General features: G+C 70.1%; 17 protein-coding genes and 2 pseudogenes. 7 read left to right on the top strand and 12 right to left on the bottom strand.

All coding sequences use genetic code 11. From position 1 onward, the window contains the following. Positions 1–35: 35 nt before the first annotated feature. Positions 36–251, bottom strand: a complete 216-nt coding sequence (locus GA0115254_RS27580; protein ID WP_093897999.1) for a dodecin — start codon at positions 249–251, stop codon at positions 36–38. Positions 252–453: 202 nt separating this feature from the next. Here GA0115254_RS27580 and GA0115254_RS27575 point away from each other — a divergent pair, with 202 nt between their 5' ends. The 3 genes from GA0115254_RS27575 to GA0115254_RS27565 all read left to right on the top strand — a co-directional run bounded on the left by GA0115254_RS27575 (position 454) and on the right by GA0115254_RS27565 (position 3,532). Beyond that, the gene (locus GA0115254_RS27575; RefSeq protein WP_093897998.1) at positions 454–1,710 is read left to right on the top strand and encodes an extracellular solute-binding protein; all 1,257 of its coding nucleotides are present in this window, start codon (positions 454–456) and stop codon (positions 1,708–1,710) included. 173 nt (positions 1,711–1,883) lie between these two features. Beyond that, positions 1,884–2,699 carry a GNAT family N-acetyltransferase gene (locus GA0115254_RS27570; RefSeq protein WP_093897997.1) on the top strand — a complete coding sequence of 272 codons (816 nt, stop codon included), beginning with the start codon at positions 1,884–1,886 and terminating at the stop codon, positions 2,697–2,699. After that, positions 2,696–3,532: a lysophospholipid acyltransferase family protein gene (locus GA0115254_RS27565; protein ID WP_093897996.1), complete on the top strand. Its 837-nt coding sequence runs from the start codon at positions 2,696–2,698 to the stop codon at positions 3,530–3,532. Before GA0115254_RS27570 ends, GA0115254_RS27565 begins: the two co-directional genes overlap by 4 nt. Here GA0115254_RS27565 and egtD read toward each other — a convergent pair. The 4 genes from egtD to egtA are packed head-to-tail and all read right to left on the bottom strand — an operon-like array spanning position 3,475 to position 7,869. After that, a complete protein-coding gene (egtD, locus tag GA0115254_RS27560; RefSeq protein WP_093897995.1) occupies positions 3,475–4,437 on the bottom strand; it encodes an L-histidine N(alpha)-methyltransferase in 963 nt (320 codons plus the stop codon). The two genes, GA0115254_RS27565 and egtD, sit on opposite strands and share 58 nt — an antisense overlap. Further along, positions 4,434–5,189, bottom strand: a complete 756-nt coding sequence (egtC, locus tag GA0115254_RS27555) for an ergothioneine biosynthesis protein EgtC (RefSeq protein WP_093897994.1) — start codon at positions 5,187–5,189, stop codon at positions 4,434–4,436. Before egtC ends, egtD begins: the two co-directional genes overlap by 4 nt. Continuing rightward, entirely contained in the window at positions 5,189–6,553 is a 1,365-nt protein-coding gene (gene egtB, locus GA0115254_RS27550; RefSeq protein WP_093897993.1) for an ergothioneine biosynthesis protein EgtB, read from the bottom strand. The genes egtC and egtB overlap by 1 nt, the downstream gene beginning before the upstream one ends. After that, on the bottom strand, positions 6,550–7,869 hold the full coding sequence (egtA, locus tag GA0115254_RS27545; protein ID WP_093897992.1) for an ergothioneine biosynthesis glutamate--cysteine ligase EgtA: 1,320 nt from the start codon (positions 7,867–7,869) through the stop codon (positions 6,550–6,552). Before egtA ends, egtB begins: the two co-directional genes overlap by 4 nt. A 150-nt stretch (positions 7,870–8,019) precedes the next feature. On the opposite strand from egtA, the gene GA0115254_RS27540 reads away from it, so the two are divergent. Further along, positions 8,020–8,856 carry a TIGR02452 family protein gene (locus GA0115254_RS27540; protein ID WP_093897991.1) on the top strand — a complete coding sequence of 279 codons (837 nt, stop codon included), beginning with the start codon at positions 8,020–8,022 and terminating at the stop codon, positions 8,854–8,856. Here GA0115254_RS27540 and GA0115254_RS27535 read toward each other — a convergent pair. The 3 genes from GA0115254_RS27535 to GA0115254_RS27525 form a co-directional block, all read right to left on the bottom strand. Next, complete coding sequence (locus tag GA0115254_RS27535; RefSeq protein ID WP_093897990.1) at positions 8,841–9,308, bottom strand: type II toxin-antitoxin system PemK/MazF family toxin; 468 nt, start codon at positions 9,306–9,308, stop codon at positions 8,841–8,843. The genes GA0115254_RS27540 and GA0115254_RS27535 overlap by 16 nt on opposite strands. A gap of 150 nt (positions 9,309–9,458) precedes the next feature. Then, entirely contained in the window at positions 9,459–10,973 is a 1,515-nt protein-coding gene (locus tag GA0115254_RS27530) for a flotillin family protein (protein WP_093897989.1), read from the bottom strand. A 138-nt stretch (positions 10,974–11,111) separates the two neighbouring features. Continuing rightward, positions 11,112–11,330, bottom strand: a complete 219-nt coding sequence (locus GA0115254_RS27525) for a hypothetical protein (RefSeq protein WP_093897988.1) — start codon at positions 11,328–11,330, stop codon at positions 11,112–11,114. 49 nt (positions 11,331–11,379) lie between these two features. Here GA0115254_RS27525 and GA0115254_RS27520 point away from each other — a divergent pair, with 49 nt between their 5' ends. Next, positions 11,380–12,402, top strand: coding sequence for a LacI family DNA-binding transcriptional regulator (locus GA0115254_RS27520; protein ID WP_093897987.1), 1,023 nt, complete (start codon positions 11,380–11,382; stop codon positions 12,400–12,402). Positions 12,403–12,473: 71 nt separating this feature from the next. Further along, entirely contained in the window at positions 12,474–12,755 is a 282-nt protein-coding gene (locus GA0115254_RS27515; protein WP_093898015.1) for a hypothetical protein, read from the top strand. A 121-nt stretch (positions 12,756–12,876) separates the two neighbouring features. On the opposite strand, the gene trxA is transcribed toward GA0115254_RS27515, so the two are convergent. Beyond that, positions 12,877–13,248 carry a thioredoxin gene (gene trxA / locus GA0115254_RS27510; protein ID WP_093897986.1) on the bottom strand — a complete coding sequence of 124 codons (372 nt, stop codon included), beginning with the start codon at positions 13,246–13,248 and terminating at the stop codon, positions 12,877–12,879. 115 nt (positions 13,249–13,363) lie between these two features. Between trxA and GA0115254_RS27505 the strand changes: the two genes are divergently transcribed. Then, positions 13,364–14,806 (top strand): dihydrolipoyl dehydrogenase family protein, encoded by a 1,443-nt coding sequence (locus GA0115254_RS27505; RefSeq protein ID WP_176740310.1) that lies wholly within the window; start codon positions 13,364–13,366, stop codon positions 14,804–14,806. 204 nt (positions 14,807–15,010) lie between these two features. On the opposite strand, the pseudogene GA0115254_RS47805 reads toward GA0115254_RS27505, so the two are convergent. The 3 genes and pseudogenes from GA0115254_RS47805 to metE all read right to left on the bottom strand — a co-directional run. Then, positions 15,011–15,252, bottom strand: a pseudogene (locus GA0115254_RS47805) (G-D-S-L family lipolytic protein); the annotation flags it as partial. 137 nt (positions 15,253–15,389) lie between these two features. Next, a pseudogene (locus GA0115254_RS27500) lies at positions 15,390–16,250 on the bottom strand (family 16 glycosylhydrolase); the annotation flags it as partial. Between the two features lie 206 nt (positions 16,251–16,456). Further along, positions 16,457–18,781 (bottom strand): 5-methyltetrahydropteroyltriglutamate--homocysteine S-methyltransferase, encoded by a 2,325-nt coding sequence (gene metE / locus GA0115254_RS27495; protein WP_093897984.1) that lies wholly within the window; start codon positions 18,779–18,781, stop codon positions 16,457–16,459. Between the last annotated feature and the right edge of the window lie 59 nt (positions 18,782–18,840).

The raw sequence follows: 18,840 nt of genomic DNA, 5'->3' as shown, positions 1-18,840 counted from the left end.
CCGGCCGGACGCGGCCCTGATCCGGTCGCGCCGGATCAGCTCGTCTCGTCGAGCCGGAAGCCCACTTTCAGGCCCACCTGAAAGTGCTCGATCCGGCCATCCGTGATCTCTCCGCGAACCTGAGTGATCTCGAACCAATCGAGATTGTGCAACGTTTCCGAAGCTCTTGCGATGCCCCTGCGGATGGCGTCGTCGACGCCTTCATGAGAGGTCCCCACGATTTCCGTGACCCGATAGGTGTGATTCGACATCTTATGTCTCCTCTCGTCCCTACCACGGTGCCCTACCCGGCCCGGGTGCGCGAGAGGTCGGTGTGCGGAATGCGCGATGAACGGGACTTGACCGGAGCAATGGTCCATACCAAAATCCAGCCACGCCCGTGCGAGCGCCGCCCGCAGTCCCCCCACACCGGGTTCTGAATTTCGTCGTGCCGTTTCGCAGAAGGTGAACCTGGTGAAGAACCGCATACTCGTCGGAGCCGTTGCGCTCGTTTCCACCTTCGCGCTGGGCGGATGCGGCTTCGTCCCGGGCTCGGAGGCGTCCAGCAGTAAAAAGGTCACGATCTGGCTGATGAAGGACAGCGTCTCCGCCGATTTCCTGAAGCGCTTTACAAAGACGTACGAGGACGAACACTCCTCCATCGAGCTCGAGTTCAAGATCCAGAGCTGGAGCGGCATCGGTCCGAAGGTCACCGATGCGCTCAAGGGCAAGGACACCCCGGACGTCATCGAGGTCGGAAACACCCAGGTCCCCCAGTACGCGGAGAGCGGCGGGCTGCGTGACCTCACGCTGGAGTCCGTGCGCGACCTCGGCAGCGAGGACTGGCTGCCCGGTCTCGCCGACCCGGGCAGCATCGACGGCGTCCAGTACGGCATCCCCTGGTACGCGGCCAACCGAGTGGTGATCTACAACAAGGACCTCTTCGAGCAGGCCGGTATCAAGACCCCGCCGAAGACCCGGGACGAGTGGATCGCGGACAGCGCACAGCTGAACCGGAACGGCAACCAGGGCATCTATCTCGCGGGCCAGAACTGGTATGTCCTCGCCGGTTTCATCTGGGACGAGGGCGGCGAACTGGCCGAGGAGAGGGGCGGCGACTGGGAAGGCGCCCTGGACAGCCCCGGCGCAATCAGAGGCATGAGCTTCTACAAAGAACTCCAGGCGCTCGGTGACGGCCCCAAGGACGCGGACGAGGAAAAGCCCCCGCAGGCCAAGGTCTTTGCCAAGGGCGATGTCGCGCAGATCATTTCGGTGCCCGGCGCCGCCGCGCAGATCGAGCAGCTGAACCCCGAACTCAAGGGAAAGCTGGGCTACTTCCCGATCCCGGGCAAGACCGCGACGGCTCCCGGTTCCGTCTTCACCGGCGGGTCCGATCTGATCGTTCCGCAGAAGGCGAGTCAGCGCACCGCGGGGATCGATGTGATCAAGGCACTGGCGGGCCGGAAGTGGCAGGAGGAACTCGCCAGAACCATGAGCTACGTGCCCAACAAGCCCGATCTCGCGCGTGTCATCGTGGGACAGGAGGGCACCGCGGCGATGGCCAGGGGCGCCACGAAGGGGCGTGCGACGCCGAACTCGCCGCAGTGGGCGAATGTCGAGGCCGTCAACCCGATCAAGCCGTACATGACGGCCGTTCTCCAGGGCGGCGACCCGCAGGAAGAGGCGAAGGCCGCCTCGGAGAAGATCACCGACCAGCTCGCGGTCCGCTGACACACTCAGCACCGATCCGTTCGGGCACACCCGGGATTCAGCCTTCGCACATCCCGGCTCTCCCATGCGGTCATGTCGAATCCAGCCGGTCACGGAAGAAGTAAGGGGCCGGGCCTTCACAGCAGTGCGAAGGTCCGGCGGCCGCCCTTGCCGATCCGTCCCCGGAGACCGTCATGAACGCGCTGCCCGTCACCTCTCCCCCCACCGCCCCCGCTGCGCCCGAGCGGCCCGCCCCTCCCGCCTCGTCGCGCTACCGGGTGTCCCTCGCCGTCGACCAGGAGGACGTACGCGCCGCCCAGCGCCTGCGTCATCAGGTTTTCGCCGGTGAGCTCGGCGCCAGGCTGGAGGGAGCCGAACCCGGTCTGGACAGCGACGCGTTCGATGCCTACTGCGACCATCTGCTGGTACGGGAGGAGACCACCGGCGACGTGGTCGCCACCTACCGCCTGCTGCCGCCCGACCGGGCACGGATCGCCGGGCGCCTCTACGCAGAGAGCGAGTTCGACCTCGGTCGGCTCGAACCGATCCGCGACGACCTGGTCGAGGTCGGCCGGTCCTGCGTCCACCCGGCCCACCGGGACGGCGCCGTCATCGCGCTGATCTGGGCCGGACTCGCCCGCTACATGGAACGCACCGGGTACAACTGGCTGGCCGGCTGCTGCTCGATACCTCTCGCCGACGGTGGCGTCGCTGCGGCCGGGGCCTGGGAAACCGTACGGACGAAACACCTGGCACCCGAGGACCACTGGGTCACCCCCCACCGCCTGTGGCAGCCCGCCGCCGGATCCGCAGGCAGCGGAGACGTGCCCACCGGACTCTCCACACTCCCTCCCCTTCTCCGCGGTTATCTGCGACTGGGCGCCCGGGTCTGCGGGGCGCCCGCGTACGACCCCGACTTCAACGTCGCCGACCTGTACGTACTGCTGTCGCTGCGCCGCACCGACCCGCGCTATCTGCGGCACTTCCTCGCACTCGCCCCACTGCGGTGAACCCCTGGCTGCCCACTTCACCCTGCACCCCGCCCACCTGCGCACGTCACGACGGACGCACGCGGGGCCGCGCGGTGGCCGTGGTCCTGCTGCTCGCCGGGTGCGCGTGCATCCTGGCCGGGGTGCTGGGCGCCCCGTTCGGGCTGCTGCTCGGCGCAGTACGGCGGGAGCGGCTGATCCGGCTCTGGGCGTACGGGGTCGTGCGGGCCTTCGGGGTACGTGTGCGGGTCATCGGGCCACCCGGGGCAGGCGCACCGGGCACGCTCGTCGTCGCGAACCACATCTCATGGCTGGACATCCCGCTCGTCGCGGCCGTGTTCCCCGGCCGGATGCTGGCCAAGAGCGAGATAAGGAACTGGCCGCTGCTCGGCCGGCTCGCCGCCGTCGGCGGCACACTCTTCGTCGAACGCGAACGGTTTCGCGCACTGCCCACGACCGTGCGCGACATCGCGGCGGCACTGCGCCGCGGATCACGGGTGGTCGCCTTCCCGGAAGGCACCACCTGGTGCGGGCGCGGCGGCGGGCGGTTCGGGCCCGCCGTGTTCCAGGCCGCGATCGACGCGAACGCCACCATTCATCCGGTGCGCATCACCTACCGCACCGCTCCGGCGGAGCACACGGCCCCGGCCGGTGCGGCCGCGTTCGTCGGCGACGATCGGCTCATCGCGTCCCTGTGGCGGGTGGTGACGGCGGCCGGGCTGACCGCGGAGATCCGCGTCCTGCCGCAGATTCCGGCGGGCGACTGCCCGGACCGCCGCACTCTGGCCCGTCTTGCTCAGACCGCCGTCGCCAACGACAGCGCGAACCGGTCCCCGGAGTCCGTCCACCACTGATCCATGCTCAGACCGGCCGCGGCGAGTTCGGCCCGGATGCCCTCCTTGCGGAATTTGGCCGACACCTCGGTACGCAACTCCTCGCCGGCCTCGAAGCTCACCATCAGATCCAGGTCCGGGACCTTCACCGTGAGTGCCTCGCGGGCCCGCAGCCGCATCTCGATCCACTCCCGCTCCGGGTCCCAGAGCGCCACATGATCGAAGTCGGCCGGGTCGAAGTCCGCGCCCAGCTCCCGGTCCACGACCCTGAGCACGTTCTTGTTGAACTCCGCCGTCACCCCGGCCGCATCGTCGTAAGCAGCGATCAGTACCTTCTCGTCCTTGACCAGATCCGTGCCGAGCAGCAGCGCGTCGCCGGGGGAGAGCAGCGACCGGACCGACTTCAGGAACACCGACCGCTCGTCGGGCAGCAGATTGCCGATCGTGCCGCCCAGGAACGCGATCAGCCGCGGCCCCGGGGTGCCGGGCAGTGCGAGACCGCCCGTGAAGTCGGCGATCAGGGCGTGCACGGAGAGGTCGGGCCGCTGCGCGAGCAGGGCCTCGGCGGCGCCGCGCAGCGCGCTCTCGCTCACATCGACCGGCACATAGCTGTGCAGCGCGGGCAGCGCGTCCAGCAGGTGCCGGGTCTTCTCCGACGACCCCGATCCCAGCTCGATCAGGGTCTGCGCCCCGGACGCCGCGGCGATCTCCTCGGCGCGGTCGATCAGGATCTCGCGCTCGGCGCGGGTCGGGTAGTACTCGGGAAGGCGGGTGATCTCCTCGAACAGTTCACTGCCGTGCGTGTCGTAGAACCACTTGGGCGGCAGTGTCTTCGGGTGCCGGGTCAGGCCGTGCAGCACATCGGCGCGCAGCGCCGCGTCCGTCGCGTCCGCCGGCAGGGTGCGGGTCAGCAGGAAGGGACTCACTCAGTGGGCTCCTTGAGCGGGGTCAGCAGGACTTCGGCGCGGGTCGCCGTCAGTAATGTCCGGTCGGGAACCGTGCGCCAGTGCGGATCGTCGTCGTACGGTTCCGAGGCCACGACCGTGCGCAGGCCGGGCTCGGCGAGGTACCACAGGGTGTCTCCCCAGGCCGTCGCCACGATCGTGGTGCCGTCCGTGAGCAGTAGATTCAGCCGCGATTCCGGTGCGGCGGCCGCCACGTCGAGCACGGTGTCGGCGACGGCCTGCGGCAGTTCGTCGCCGTCGGCGAGGCGGTGTCGTACGAGGGCCCAGACCAGGGCCGAGTCGCAGCGGGCGGTGAGGGTCAGCAGCTCGGCCGGGGGCAGCGCGGCGGCGAGCGGCGTCAGGGACTCGGGCCAGCCCTTCACTGCGCCGTTGTGGCTGAACAGCAGCCGTCCGGCGGCGTACGGTGCGGCCGCCGCCTCGCCGTCGGCGCCCGCCTCGGTGGCGTCACGTACCGCGGCGAGCAGCGCCGGACTGCGGACCACTCTGGCCAGATCGGCGAACGTCTGGTCGCCCCAGACCGGGCCCCGGCGCCGGTAGCGTCCGGGCACCGGATCGCCGTCCGCGTACCAGCCGACGCCGAAACCGTCGGCGTTGACGGTCCCATGCCGTTGGTGTCTCGGCGCCCAGGACTGGTGCACAAGGCTGTGGGGCGGTCGCGTCAGCACCTCACCGAGGGCTACCGGCGGTCCCAGATATGCGATATGACGACACATCAGAGACCCCTCGCGGTACGGAATCCGGAGAAGATCTGGCGCCGCACCGGCAGGTCCCAGTTGCGGAACGTCCCCCGGCATGCGACCGGGTCCACGGCGAAGGAGCCGCCGCGCAGCACCTTGTGTGCCGCTCCGAAGAAGACCTCGGAGTACTCGCGGTACGGGAACGCCGCGAAGCCGGGATAGGGGAGGAAGTCGCTCGACGTCCACTCCCATACGTCACCGATCAACTGCCTTACGCCGAGGGGCGACTTGCCCGCGGCGTACGCCCCCGCAGGTGCCGGCCGCAGATGGCGCTGACCCAGATTGGCCCGCTCGGGGGTCGGGTCCTCGTCGCCCCACGGATAGCGCAGCGAACGGCTCGACGCCGGGTCGTGGCGTGCCGCCTTCTCCCACTCCGCTTCCGAGGGCAGTCGGCGCCCGGCCCAGCGGGCGTACGCGTCCGCCTCGTACCAGCTGACATGGAGCACCGGCTCGGTCTCGGGGACGGTCTCGGTCACTCCGAAGCGGCGGCGCAGCCACTGGCCGGCATCCCGGTGCCAGAACAGTGGAGCAGTCAGTTCGTGCTCGCGGACCATGGCCCAGCCCTCGGGTGCCCACCAGCGCCGCTCGGTGTAGCCGCCGTCCTCGACGAACCCCTGGTACGCGCCGCAGGTGACCGGGGTCGTGTCGATGAAGAAGTCCGGAACGTCGCGCACATGGGCGGGGCGTTCGTTGTCCAGCGCCCACGGCTCGGTGGACGTACCCATGGTGAACGGGCCGCCCGGGACCAGTACTTCGGCAGGGAGACCCGCCGCGTCGGTGGGTGCGGGCGGAGGAACCGGCGCGGTCAGAACGGCAGGTCCCGATCTGAGTTGATGGGTGATCAGCATCGTTTCGTCGTGCTGCTGTTCGTGCTGGGCAATCATGCCGAAGGCGAACCCCGCCCGCACCAGCGGGCGGTCACCGTGCAGTGTCGTGCCGTCGAGCACGTCCAGCGCGCGACCACGTACCTCCGCGGCGTACACACGGGCTTCGGCGGGCGCCAGCAGCGGCAGCGAAGGGCGGGTCGCCCGGGGATGCTCGAAGGCGTCGTAGAGTCCGTCGATCTCCGGGCGCATCGCCTCCCGCCCCGCCACCCCGCGCAGCAGCCACAGCTCCTCCTGATTGCCGATGTGCGCGAGGTCCCAGACCAGGGGGGACATCAACGGCGAGTGCTGTGCGGTCAGTTCATGGTCGTCCACGCTGTCGGTGAGAAGTGTGGTGCGTTCGCGGGCGGTGAGCAGCGCCGCGAGGGCGCGCTGCCGGAGCGACTCGGTGTCCGCCTCGTCCGGACCGACCGGACGGTGCGGACCGGACGCGGCGGGCGTGGGGGAGTCTGTCATGAGCGGGGCCCCTCGAAGTGATGGCCCGAATCACCCGCTGAACCCGGCGCGAGCAGTTCGGGAAGATCGTCGGCCGGACATCGGCCCCGGGCGACGAAGCGGTCGTAGAAGTCCGCCACCACCTCCTGCACGGCCGTGGTCACTCCCATCCGGGGCAGCGCCTCCAGCGCGAGTTCGAAGCAGGTGACGGCAGCCGACCGCAGTTCGGGATCGGTCAGGCCGTCGCGGGCGGCGCCCACCCAGAGCGGATTGCGCGGCGCGGGCCGTGGCCCGGCCGTCTCGGCCAGTGGTTTGACGGTGCGGTACACGGTCTCGGCGGCCTCCGGGTCGTCGAACAGGGCAGTGCTGACGGCGAGCGGCACCAGCCACCCGTCCGCGCCGTGCTGCGCGTCGATCATGCGCAGCTCAAGGTGTCCGCGCGGCCGTACGGGTGGAAAGAGGGTGCTGATGTGGTAGTCGAGGTCGGCGCGCACCGGTGGTCTCGGTGTGCCGGTGCGGATCCAGTCGCGGAAGGTCAGACCGTCCGGCACCGCCCATGGCCCCTCGTCGTCCCGGATGCACATCACCGGGGTGTCCAGGACATGCGTGGCCCAGGCGTCGCGGGGCGGCAGACAGCCGGGCGGTGCCAGGGACCGCCATGGATCGAGGTCGGCCCAGAGCGACTGCCTGGTGGACCGCCATCGCGTCGGGCGGCCGTACTGGAACGGCGAGTTGGCGAACGCCGCCACCAGCACCGCGCCCAGCAGATGGGACAGCTGCCAACGCCGCCCGTAGCCGAGCGGACCCGGTTCCTCCTCTCCTGCGTCCAGACATACCTGGACGGACGCGGTGGTGCACATCATGGCGCGGCCGGCCGGTCCCGACCGGTCGAACGAGATCTCCATGGCGTCGTAGCGGGGCTCGTGCAGCAGACGGCGGGGTGGATGCCACGGATCGACGCCGAGACCCACAGGTGCGAGATCCACCCGGTCCAGGGCGTCACGTACCGCGGTGAGATCGGCGGCGGTGGCGTCGATGCACGCCATCAGGGAGCCGGCGGGGCGCGAGCTGAGTTCCAGCTGGCCGCCGGGTTCGAAGGTGAGCGCCGCACTCAGGGGCAGGGCCCGGAGGATGTCGGCGGCCGCGTCGAGACGGTGGTGGGGAACAGGGACGCGGGGCTGATCCCGGTGGTGAATGAGCCATTCGAGTTCAACGCCGACCGTTCGGGGCGGTCCGGTCTTGAAGCAGATGCAGCGCAGTAAATCCTCCGCCTCGTCCTCGACGAGGGGCGGGGCCTGGCCGGGCGGACCGTGGTCTCCGGGTGTGTCGGATGACATGCCGGGGCCTCCTTCTGCTCGGTTCGTCCGTACCAGCCAAACCCCTGTGGGGAGATCGCACAAGGGTGCCCCTGTGCGTTGGAAATACAGTTGCATCCATGCCGCTGGAGCGCAGAGCATGCCCCGTATGCACCACACGGGGGAGTACCGATGAGCGCACGGCTGCGCGGCATCGCGCGAGAGACCGAAGCCATTGTCGAGGCCGGCCGCTACCGCACGCAGGAAGGGCGTGAGGTGAGCATCGAGCGTGCGCTGACCACCGCACTGTCGGGTACCAGGCTGTACGGCCCCGAGCCGGTACCCGTCGCGGCACTCGACTCCGACCGCACGCCGGTCGTCGAGGTCAGCGGCGAGAGCAGTCTGCAGGCGGCACGCCGGATGGCCGGCGAAGGGCCCGGCAAGGTCGCTGTCCTGAACTACGCCTCCGCCCGCAATCCCGGAGGCGGCTATCTCAACGGCGCACAGGCCCAGGAGGAAGCCCTGTGCCGCGGCTCCGCCCTGTACGCCACGCTGCTGCGCGCCCCCGACTACTACGCCCACCACCGCACAGAACGAAGCGCCTTCTACACCGACCGGGTGATTCACTCACCGGGCGTACCGGTGTTCCGGGACGACCGGGGGCGGCTGCTCGACACCCCGTACACCGCGGGCTTCCTCACCTCCCCGGCACCCAACGCCGGAGTCATCCGCAGCCGCACCCCCGAGGAAGCGCACCGCATCCCCGCCGCGCTCGCGTCCCGGGCCGAGCGGGTGCTGGAGGTCGCGGCGGTGCGCGGGTACCGCAGGCTGGTGCTGGGTGCCTGGGGCTGCGGTGTGTTCCGCAACGATCCGGCGCAGGTGGCCCGTGCGTTCCGGACGCTGCTGCTGGACGACGGCAGGTTCGCCGGGCACTTCGAGCAGATCGTCTTCGGCATCCTCGACCGCAGCCCCGAATCCGCCACCAGGTCCGCCTTCGCCCGGACGTTCAGCAGTCAGTTCCAGCCGTAGCGCTCCCGCAGCCGGCCGACGACAGAATCGAACCGGTCCCGGTCCAGAGCGCACGCCTCACGCCGCATCCCGTCCTCGTGCAGCCGCAGTACCCGGTCCAGATCGGCCCAGGACGGGCGGCCCGAGCTGTCCCACGGTCCGGCCCCGAGCGCCACCCACTCGCGGTCCCGGTCGTGCCGCTTGCTGGAGAGCTGCACGGCGAGCAGCGTGCCCGCCGCCTCACGGGCCACCACCAGAACCGGACGGTCCTTGCCGCGCCCGTCGTTCTCCTCGAACGGCACCCATGTCCAGACGATCTCGCCGGGGTCGGGGTCGCCGTCCCGGTCGGGGGCGTACGAGGTGCGGACCGGGCCCACGTCGCGCGGGTCGGCCTCGGCTGTGGCGGCCGGGCCGGTGCGGCCGGGGAAGGCGGCCGCGCCGTCGGTGCTGTCGTCACGGTGCTGGTTGATCATCCCCACACCGTAGGACCTGCACGGCCCGTTCCACGGAGCGGGGCCGGTGAACGGGCAGCAGGCCGCACGCCCGACTGCGAGGGACCACAGCTGTGGCCGGTGCTCGCCCGAGGCTGACGGGCGTGCACCGGCCACGGCCGACCGGACCGGTCAGGAAGGCGTGCCGCCCTCCTGATCACCCGTCACCGGAATGTGCTGCTTGCGCGGCGAGGGCGCAGCGGCCGGCATGACCCCGTTGACCTTGGACGCAGGTTCGGCCGGGCTGTCCTGACTCATTGTCGAAAGCAGCTGCCGGGCCAGTCCAAGACCCGTGCCACCCATCGTCAGTGCTTTCGCGAACATGTCGGACATGCCGTCGGCGCCGTTCAGCAGCACCATGTGGTCCACGCTGCTGAAGGCGCCCGCGCCCGCCTCGACGATCTCCGGCCACTTCTCGGCCAGCTGCTGGGCGACCACCGCCTCCTGGTTCTCCGCCAGGGCCGCGGCCCTGGCCTTGATCGCCTCCGCCTCGGCGAGGCCCTTGGCGCGGGTCGCCTCGGCCAGTGCCAGCCCCTTGGCCTGGGCCGCGGCGGCCTCCGCCTCACCCGTCGCCCTGGTCGCCGTCGCGGCGGCGGCGCCACGCGCCTTCGTCGCCTCGGCCTCCGCGAGCGCCGCCGTCTTGACCCGGTTGGCCTCCGCGACCGCGGCGAGCTCCGTCTCCCGGGCCTTCGCCTCGGCCGCCGAGATCCGGGCGTCGCGCTCGCCCTCGGCCAGGGTGCGCTTCTCGTACGCTTGGGCGTCCGCGGGCTTGCGGACATCGGCCTGCAGCTGCTGCTCGCGCCGCTGGGCCTCCAGTTCGGCGACCCTGGTCTCCTGGACCACGACCTCCTGCCGCGCCGCCGCGTCGGCCAGCGGACCCGCCTGCCGGGAGCTGGCCGCGGCCTTGTCGCGCTCGGCCTGATACCCGGCCTGCAGGATCTCGCTGTCGCGGGTCGCCTCCGACATCCGGGCAGCGGCCTGCTGCTCCGCCTCGGTGGCTCGCCGGTTGGCCTCGGCCTGCGCTATCCGGGCATCCCGCTGCACCGCCGCCGCATGCGGCATCGCCAGGTTCTTGATGTAGCCCGTCGGGTCCTCGATCTCATGGATCTGGAGCGAGTCGACGATCAGCCCGAGCTTCTCCATCTCGGTCCCGCAAGCCGCCCGGGTCTGCCCGGTGAGCTTCTCCCGGTCCCGGATCATGTCCTCGACCGTCAACCCGCCCACGATGGAACGCAGATGACCGGCGAACACGTTGTGCACCCGCTCCGACATCATCTTCTGCTGGTCGAGGAAGCGGCGGGCCGCATTGGCGATCGACACGAAGTCGTCGCCCACCTTGAAAATGACAACGCCTCGCACCCGCAGCGGAATCCCCTGATGCGTGACGCAATCGACCGACAGTTCGGTCTCGTTGAGGTCCAGGGACATCTTCCGTACCGCCTGGACCCCGGGCAGGACGAGCGTGCCGTGACCAGTGACAATCCGGAACCCCATGCCCTGCCCGAGACCCTCGGTCTTGTGCTTGGAACCGGAGATGACGAGTGCTTCGTTCGGCTCGGCCACTCGCCACATCAGTTTGAACAGGCCGATCAACACGATGATGGCGGCGAGTACGAGACCCGCCGTGACGCCGATGACCATCGGCATGCGCCCCCTTATCGCAGTGCCCCGTCGGCACCGCTGAACAGGGGGAGTCTTCTCCTGCTCGCGGCGGTGGAGAAGACGCGTGCGCAACCTTGCCGAATTCTTGACGACGAAAAGTGTGAAGACCCTCCCGCCGAGGCCTCAACTACCGTATGCGCGAGCCACATACACCGTCCGCGGCGGCAGATACTCGATCACCGTCACCACCGTGCCCGGCTCGATGCGTTCCTTCGCGGAGGCCGGATGCGCGAGGAAGTGCTCGGCGCCGCCCCGGATCCGTACGATCACCTCGCCGACCAGCCCCGGCCCCACGGTCCCGGTCACCCGGCCGATCAGTCCCACCATCGAGGAGTCATCCATGCCCCGGAGCCTACCCACGCCGCACGGGTCTGGAAGACTGCGCGACGCCATGAGCCAGTTACCGAACCAGCCCACCGAAGGCCCCGTCCCGACCAGTGCCGATGTGGCACGGCTCGCCGGAGTCTCCCGGGCCACCGTGTCCTACGTACTGAACAACAACGCGTCCGTGCGGATCAGCGAACCCACCCGCCGCCGGGTCAGGGAGGCGGCCACCGAACTGGGCTACGTACCGCACGCGGCGGCCCGCAGTCTGCGTGCCGGGCACACCCGCATGGTGCTGCTCCCCACCATGAACTTCCCGGCCGGCCCGCTCCACCACCGCTTCCTCCACCAACTGGAATCCGGACTGCGCCGCCTCGACTACACCGTGGTCCAGTACGGCAGCACCGGTCTGGACGCCGACGACGCGCCCCGCGCCTGGGCCGAACTCCGTCCCGTCGCCGTCATCGCACCCGGCACGATCGCCCTCACCCCGCAGGGCATATCCGTACTCAGGCGATCCGGAGCCAAGGCCGTGATCACCCTCGGGCCCCGGCCGGTGGACGGTGCCCATGCGCTGGTCATGGACCAGCGCATGGTCGGCAGCTGCGCGACCGGACATCTGCTGGAGCGCGGCCGGCGCCACATCGGCGTCGTCATGCCCGAGGAAAGCGGCCTCGGCCTGTTCGCCGAACCCCGGCTGGCCGGAGCCCGGCAGGCCGCACTGAGCCACGGGGCCCGTATCGAACCGCTTCCGCTGCGGTACGAGGAGGAATCGGCCGCCCGACTGGCTGCCCGCTGGCGCACCATGGGCCTCGATGCCGTGTTCGCCTACAACGACGAATACGCGATGCTCCTGATGCGGGCCCTTCAGGACGCGGGCATCGAGGTGCCCCGCGAGACGGCCGTGGTCGGCGCCGACGACCTGATGCTCGGCAGACTGCTGCGGCCCCGGCTCAGCAGCGTACGGATGGAGCTGGCCACGCCACAGCCGCTGGCGGACCTCGTCGACCGGCTGGTGCAGCACCCCGGCGGTGCCCCCGAGCACCACGACCTGCTGCGGGCCCGGGCGGTCCACCGCGAGTCCAGCTGAGCCGCCGACTCCGCACGGTGCGGCAGCGCGACGACATGCGCGCCGAGCGCCGCTTGCTTAGCGTCATGACCATGAGTCATCCGCAGAGTTACGAGATCCTGCTGGTCCCCGGATTCGCCGAGGACACCGCCGACGCCGCCGAGCCCGGGGGCGCCATCCGGTCGGCGGTCGTGGCGGCGACCGGCGAGACAGGGGCATCGGGCTACCCCCGGTATTCGGGCGAAGGCATCGTGGCGGACATCGATCCGGCGACGCGCACGGTGGAGGCCCTGCTGGTCGACGGCTCCGAGCTGGACTACGGCCTCTCTGTCCGGGTCAAGGAGAAGAACGCCGAGGACACGGCCGACAGCTGAGGCCGGGCCGCCCGCTTCCGGCCGTGGAAGGCCACCGAAGGCCACGGAAGGCCTCCGAAGGCCACGGAAAGAGGCCCGGCCACGGTGGTCGGGCCCCTCACCCTGCTCATGCGCGCGGAACCTACTTCTGTTCCTTCTGCTGGTCCTCGATGGACTTGCGGACCTCGTCCATGTCCAGCTTCCTGGCCTGCCCGATGATGTCCTCCAGCGCCACCTCCGGCAGCGCGCCGGGCTGGGCGAACACCGCCACATTGTCCCGGACGATCATCAGTGTGGGGATGGAACGGATCTCGAAGGCCGCCGCCAGCTCCTGCTGCGCCTCCGTGTCGACCTTGGCGAAGACCAGGTCGCCGTGGCGCTCCGACGCCGCGTCGTAGACCGGCGCGAACTGCCGGCACGGGCCGCACCAGGAAGCCCAGAAGTCGATCAGGACGAAGTCGTTGTCACTGACGACCTGGTCGAAGTTTTCCTTGGTGAGCTCAACGGTGCTCATGCTCTGTTACCTCTTCCTGTGCCCGTTCGGACCTGTCCCACACAACCGTGCCTGTACCTGCGCTATTCCGCCTGCCCATGTGGCCGTCGCGCACACCCACGACCAGACTGTCCCCATGACAGATAGTTCCCTGAACACCGAGTACGACGTCGTGGTGATCGGAGCAGGTCCGGTGGGCGAGAACGTCGCCGACCGGGCCCGTGCCGCCGGGCTGAGCACGGCGGTCGTCGAGGCGGAACTCATCGGCGGCGAATGCTCGTACTGGGCCTGCATGCCCAGCAAGGCCCTGCTGCGCCCGGTAGTCGCCCGTGCCGATGCCCGCCGGGTCCCCGGCCTCCGCGACGCCGTACAGGGACCGCTGGACACGGCAGCGGTCCTCGCCCACCGTGACGAATACGCCTCGCACTGGAAGGACGACGGACAGGCCGCCTGGCTGAAGGGCGTCGGAGCGGACATCTACCGTGGCCAGGGTCGGCTCACCGGTAGGAAAACCGTCTCCGTCACCGCCCCCGACGGAACGGAACACCGGCTCACCGCCCGGCAGGCCGTCGCCGTCTGCACCGGCAGCCGCGCCGTCGTCCCCGCCCTGCCCGGCATCGACGGGGCCCGCCCCTGGACCAGCCGGGAGGCGACGAGCGCCAAAAAGGTACCCGGCCGCCTCGTGATCGTCGGCGGAGGCGTGGTCGGGACGGAGATGGCCACCGTCTGGCAGGCCCTCGGCGCGCGGGTGACGATGCTGATCCGCGGCAAGGGACTCCTGCCGAAGATGGAACCGTTCGCGGGCGAGCTGGTCGCCCAGGCACTGACGGAGGCGGGCGCCGACATCCGTACCGGAGTCTCGGCGACCTCCGTACGGCGCGCGGTCCCGGACGGCCCGGTCACCGTGGAGCTGAACAACGGAGAGCGCGTCGAGGCCGACGAGATCCTCTTCGCCACCGGCCGCGCCCCGCGCACCGACGACCTCGGCCTGGAAACGGTGGGTCTGAAGCCCGGCTCCTGGCTCGCCGTCGACGACAGCTGCCGCGTCGACGGCACCACCTGGCTCTACGCCGTCGGCGACGTCAACCACCGCGCGCTCCTCACGCACCAGGGCAAGTACCAGGCACGCATCGCGGGCGCCGCGATCGCCGCCCGCGCCGCGGGTGTGCCGCTGCTGGACACCGGCCACTGGGGCGCCCACGCGGCCACCGCAGACCACGCGGCCGTCCCCCAGGTCGTCTTCACCGACCCCGAGGCCGCGTCGGTCGGCCTCACACTCGCCGAGGCCGAGGAGGCCGGCCACCGCGTACGCGCCGTCGACCACGACCTCGCCGCGGTGGCGGGCTCCGGCCTGTATGCGGACGGCTACCGAGGCCGCGCCCGCATGATTGTCGACCTGGACCGGGAGATCCTGCTCGGTGTCACGTTCGTCGGGCCGGGCATCGGCGAACTCCTGCACTCGGCGACGGTCGCGGTCGCGGGCGAGGTCCCCATCGGCCGGCTGTGGCACGCGGTCCCCGCGTATCCGACGATCAGTGAGGTCTGGCTGCGCCTGCTGGAGGCATACCGGGACGCGTAGGCTTCGGCCCGCCCGTCTCCAGCAGCTCCCCGGGCGGGGCGGCATCCGTACCGACCGTGACGACGGCCGCGAGCAGCGACTTCGTGTACGGATGCCGCGGCACTGGCCGCTGGAGAGCCGGCGGGGGCGGCGGTGGGGGTGCTCGGGGCCGAGTCCCACCAACTTCAGGAGTTCGGCGTGCGGGCGGCCCGGTCCTCGTGGCCCGTTGAGTCGTGGTGCGGGTTCGGCCCGGTAGCGGCAGCCGATCTCCCGGCTGTCGGTCCGCAGCGTGACGCGGACACCTGCCGGAGGGCGGGCCGCCCGATCCCGCCCTCCGGCAGGTGCAGCCTCGCCTCCTCGTGTGGCACCCGCCAGGGCGCGACCCAGCCGGGGCCGTGCTGCAATGGCACCGCTCCACGGAATCGCAGTACGGGATCATCTCCACCCGCGACACGATGCGCCGACATTTCGCCACCTCCCGAGCCGGTCGCCATCCTCGGTGGATGCGGCCACCGCAGCCAGTAGTTGCGAATGCTGTGACCAGGACTCACCGGCAGGGCCGACGACCCCGGAGCGGCGGGGGTGGTCAGGCCGGGGGCCGGAGATTGCTGGTGGTGACCCGGACGTGGTCGACGACGAGTTGCTGCGGGAAGGAGGTGCTGCCGTCGGGGTCGCCCGGCCAGTAGCCGCCGACCGCGAGGTTGAGGATCAGGAAGAAGGGCTTGTTGAACACCCAGGTGTGGCCGCCGAGATCGGCGGGCGTGCGGCGCTGGTAGGCGTTGCCGTCCACCGACCAGGTCACCGAATCGGGGGCCCAGTCGACGGCGAAGGTATGGAAGTCGTCGGCGAACGCCTGCCCGCCGGGCAGGGTGTACGCGGCGCCGATCCCGCCGGAGCCGGAGTAGCCGGGACCGTGCAAGGTGCCATGGATCGTGGACGGTTCGAAGCCGACGTTCTCCATGACGTCGATCTCGCCCGAATTGGGCCAGCCGACCTGGCCGATGTCGTCACCCAGCATCCAGAAGGCGGGCCACATACCCTGACCGCGCGGCACCTTCATCCGGGCCTCGACGTGTCCGTACGTCTGGGAGAACTTTCCGGATGTGTTCAGCCGTGCCGAGGTGTACTGGCAAGTGCCGTACCAGCACTGGTAGTTGTTCGGATTTTCCCTGCGTGCGGTGATGACGAGATGGCCCTGGCCGTCGAGTGCGGCGTTGCTGTTCCCGGCCGTGTAGTACTGCCGCTCATGGTTGTTGACGTTGTCGCCGGTCTCGATCTGCCACTTGCCGCCGTCGGCAGCGGAGCCCGCGGGGCCGTCGAAATCGTCGGTGAATGACGGTGCCGCCGCAGCGGTCCGCGGTTCGGGCAGGGGCGCCCCGGCCGCGAGACCGGAGGAGGCCGAGACGAGGGCGAGTACGGAGAGAGCGGACACCAGGAGACGTCGGGTGAGGTGGGGGGAGGTCATGGGGTCCTTCCCGTGGAGGGAATCGAGGATCTGTCATGCAAATGACAATTCCCGCGTCGTGGGGGTGCGAGCAGAGGTCTTCGTTCCGTATGCGATTTAAGAAGTGAACCCAGACCGTGTCAAGGCTTTGGTACGGACCATACTTCTTGCAGCCATCCGTCGTTGGTGCGGCCCAGGACGGACGCCCGTCCCGGGCCGCACTGACGTCAGTGGGCGTTACCTGGCAGAGCCGCCCGCACCTCGGTGGCCGCCGAAACCAGGTTCTCCAGCGAGGCACGTACTTCCGGCCAACCCCGGGTCTTCAGACCGCAGTCGGGATTGACCCACAGTCGTTCGGCGGGAATCGCTTCGAGCCCCTTGCGCAGCAGAACCGCTGCCTCGGCAGCGCTCGGCACCCGCGGGGAGTGGATGTCGTACACACCGGGACCGACCTCCCGCGGATAGCCCGCCGATGCCAGTTCGTCGGCCACCTGCATATGGGAGCGAGCCGCCTCAAGGCTGATCACATCCGCATCCAGGTCGTCGATGGCCCTGATGATGTCCCCGAACTCCGCATAGCACATATGCGTATGGATCTGAGTCTCCGAACGTACGCCACTGGTGGCCAGCCGGAACGACTCGGTCGCCCAGGCCAGATACCCGGCGCGATCGGCGACCCGCAGCGGCAGCGTCTCGCGCAGGGCCGGCTCGTCCACCTGGATGACCGAACTGCCGGCAGCTTCGAGGTCGTTCACCTCGTCCCGCAGTGCGAGGGCGACCTGACGAGCGGTTTCGCCGAGCGGCTGGTCGTCACGGACGAAGGACCAGGCGAGCATGGTGACGGGACCTGTGAGCATGCCCTTGACCGGACGGGCGGTGAGCGACTGCGCGTAGGCCGTCCAGCGCACCGTCATCGGCTCCGGCCGGGAGACGTCCCCGGCCAGGATCGGCGGCCGGACATACCGTGTGCCGTACGACTGGACCCAGCCGTGCCGAGTCGCGAGGTACCCGACGAGCCGCTCGGCGAAGTACTGCACCATGTCGTTGCGTTCGGGCTCGCCGTGCACCAGCACATCGACGCCCGCCTTCTCCTGGAACGCCAGCACCTCCTGGATCTCCGTCTCGATGCGCTTGTCGTACGTGGCGGTGTCGATGCGTCCGGCCCTCAGATCGGCTCGTGCGGTACGCAGTTGGGCGGTCTGCGGGAACGAACCGATGGTTGTCGTCGGCAGCAACGGAAGCCGCAGGCGGTCACGTTGGACAGCTGCCCGCTGCTGATACGGCGCTTCGCGGTGGCCGTCGGACTCCGTGACGGCAGCGGCCCGTGCCCGTACCGCCGGTTCATGGGTGATCGTGGAACCGGCCCGCGAGGCCAGATCGGCACGGTTCGCGGCGAGTTCGGCGGCGATCGCATCCGTACCCTGTGCGAGGCCCCGGGCCAGGGTGGCGATCTCGGCGGTCTTCTGCCGGGCGAAGGCCAGCCAGCGGGCCACCTGCGGGTCGATGTCAGGCTCGGCGGTCGCGTCGAGAGGGACGTGCAGCAGGGAGCAGGAGGCCGCCACATCGACCCGGCCGGCGAGGCCGAGCAGGGTGCCGAGCGTGGTGAGGGACTGCTGGTGGTTGTTGATCCATACGTTGCGGCCGTCGACGACCCCGGCGACCAGCCGCCTGCCCGGCAGACCGCCGACCGCGGCGAGATCCCTCAGATTGGCAGCCGCCGGACCGGTGAAGTCGAGCGCGAGCCCGTCGACCGGCGCCTTCGCGAGGACGGCGAGAGCCTCACCGAGCCGGTCGAAATAGGAGGCGACGAGGAGCTTCGGCCGGTCGGTGAGCGCGCCGAGGTCACGGTAGGCGCGGGCGGCGGCGTTCAGCTCGGCCGGAGTGCGGTCCTGCACCAGGGCGGGCTCGTCGAGCTGTACCCACCGGGCACCGGCGGCACGCAGATCGGCCAGCACCTCGGCGTACACCGGCAGCAGCCGGTCGAGCAGCGTCAGCGGCTCGAAGTCGGTGGCGACGCCCGGAGCGGGCTTGGCCAGCAGAAGATAGGTCACCGGACCGACGAGCACCGGCCGAGGGCTGAGCCCGAGCGCCAGCGCTTCCCCGAACTCCGCGACCTGTTTGGTGGAGTCGGCGGCGAAGACGGTGTCGGGACCGAGCTCCGGCACCAGGTAGTGGTAGTTCGTGTCGAACCACTTGGTCATTTCGAGCGGGGCCACATCCTGCGTACCGCGCGCCATCGCGAAATAGCCGTCCAGTCCGTCGGTTTCGACGGCTTCACGGTGCCTGGCCGGTACGGCACCGACCATCACGCTGGTGTCCAGCACATGGTCGTAGTACGAGAAGTCGCCGGTCGGGACCTCGTGGATGCCGTCCTCCGCGAGCCGGCACCAGTTGGTGCGGCGCAGGCCGGCGGCGGTCTCCCGGAGGGCGGCTGCGGTGACGCGGCCCTTCCAGTAACCCTCGACGGCCCTCTTCAGTTCGCGGTTGCTCCCTTGGCGGGGACAGCCGTACACGGTGGCCCGGGCTGCCGCGGCTGCGGACTTGCTGGTCACGGAACTCTCCTTCGCGAGCGTGTGTCCTGATACGACCCCGGGACGGAGCGAAGGCGCGA

Origin of the sequence: Streptomyces sp. Ncost-T10-10d, from assembly GCF_900091955.1 — a bacterium.
In the GTDB taxonomy this organism is placed as follows: domain Bacteria; phylum Actinomycetota; class Actinomycetes; order Streptomycetales; family Streptomycetaceae; genus Streptomyces.
Note: the sequence above shows the minus strand (reverse complement) of the source record. Positions and strands in the feature narration are given on the sequence as shown.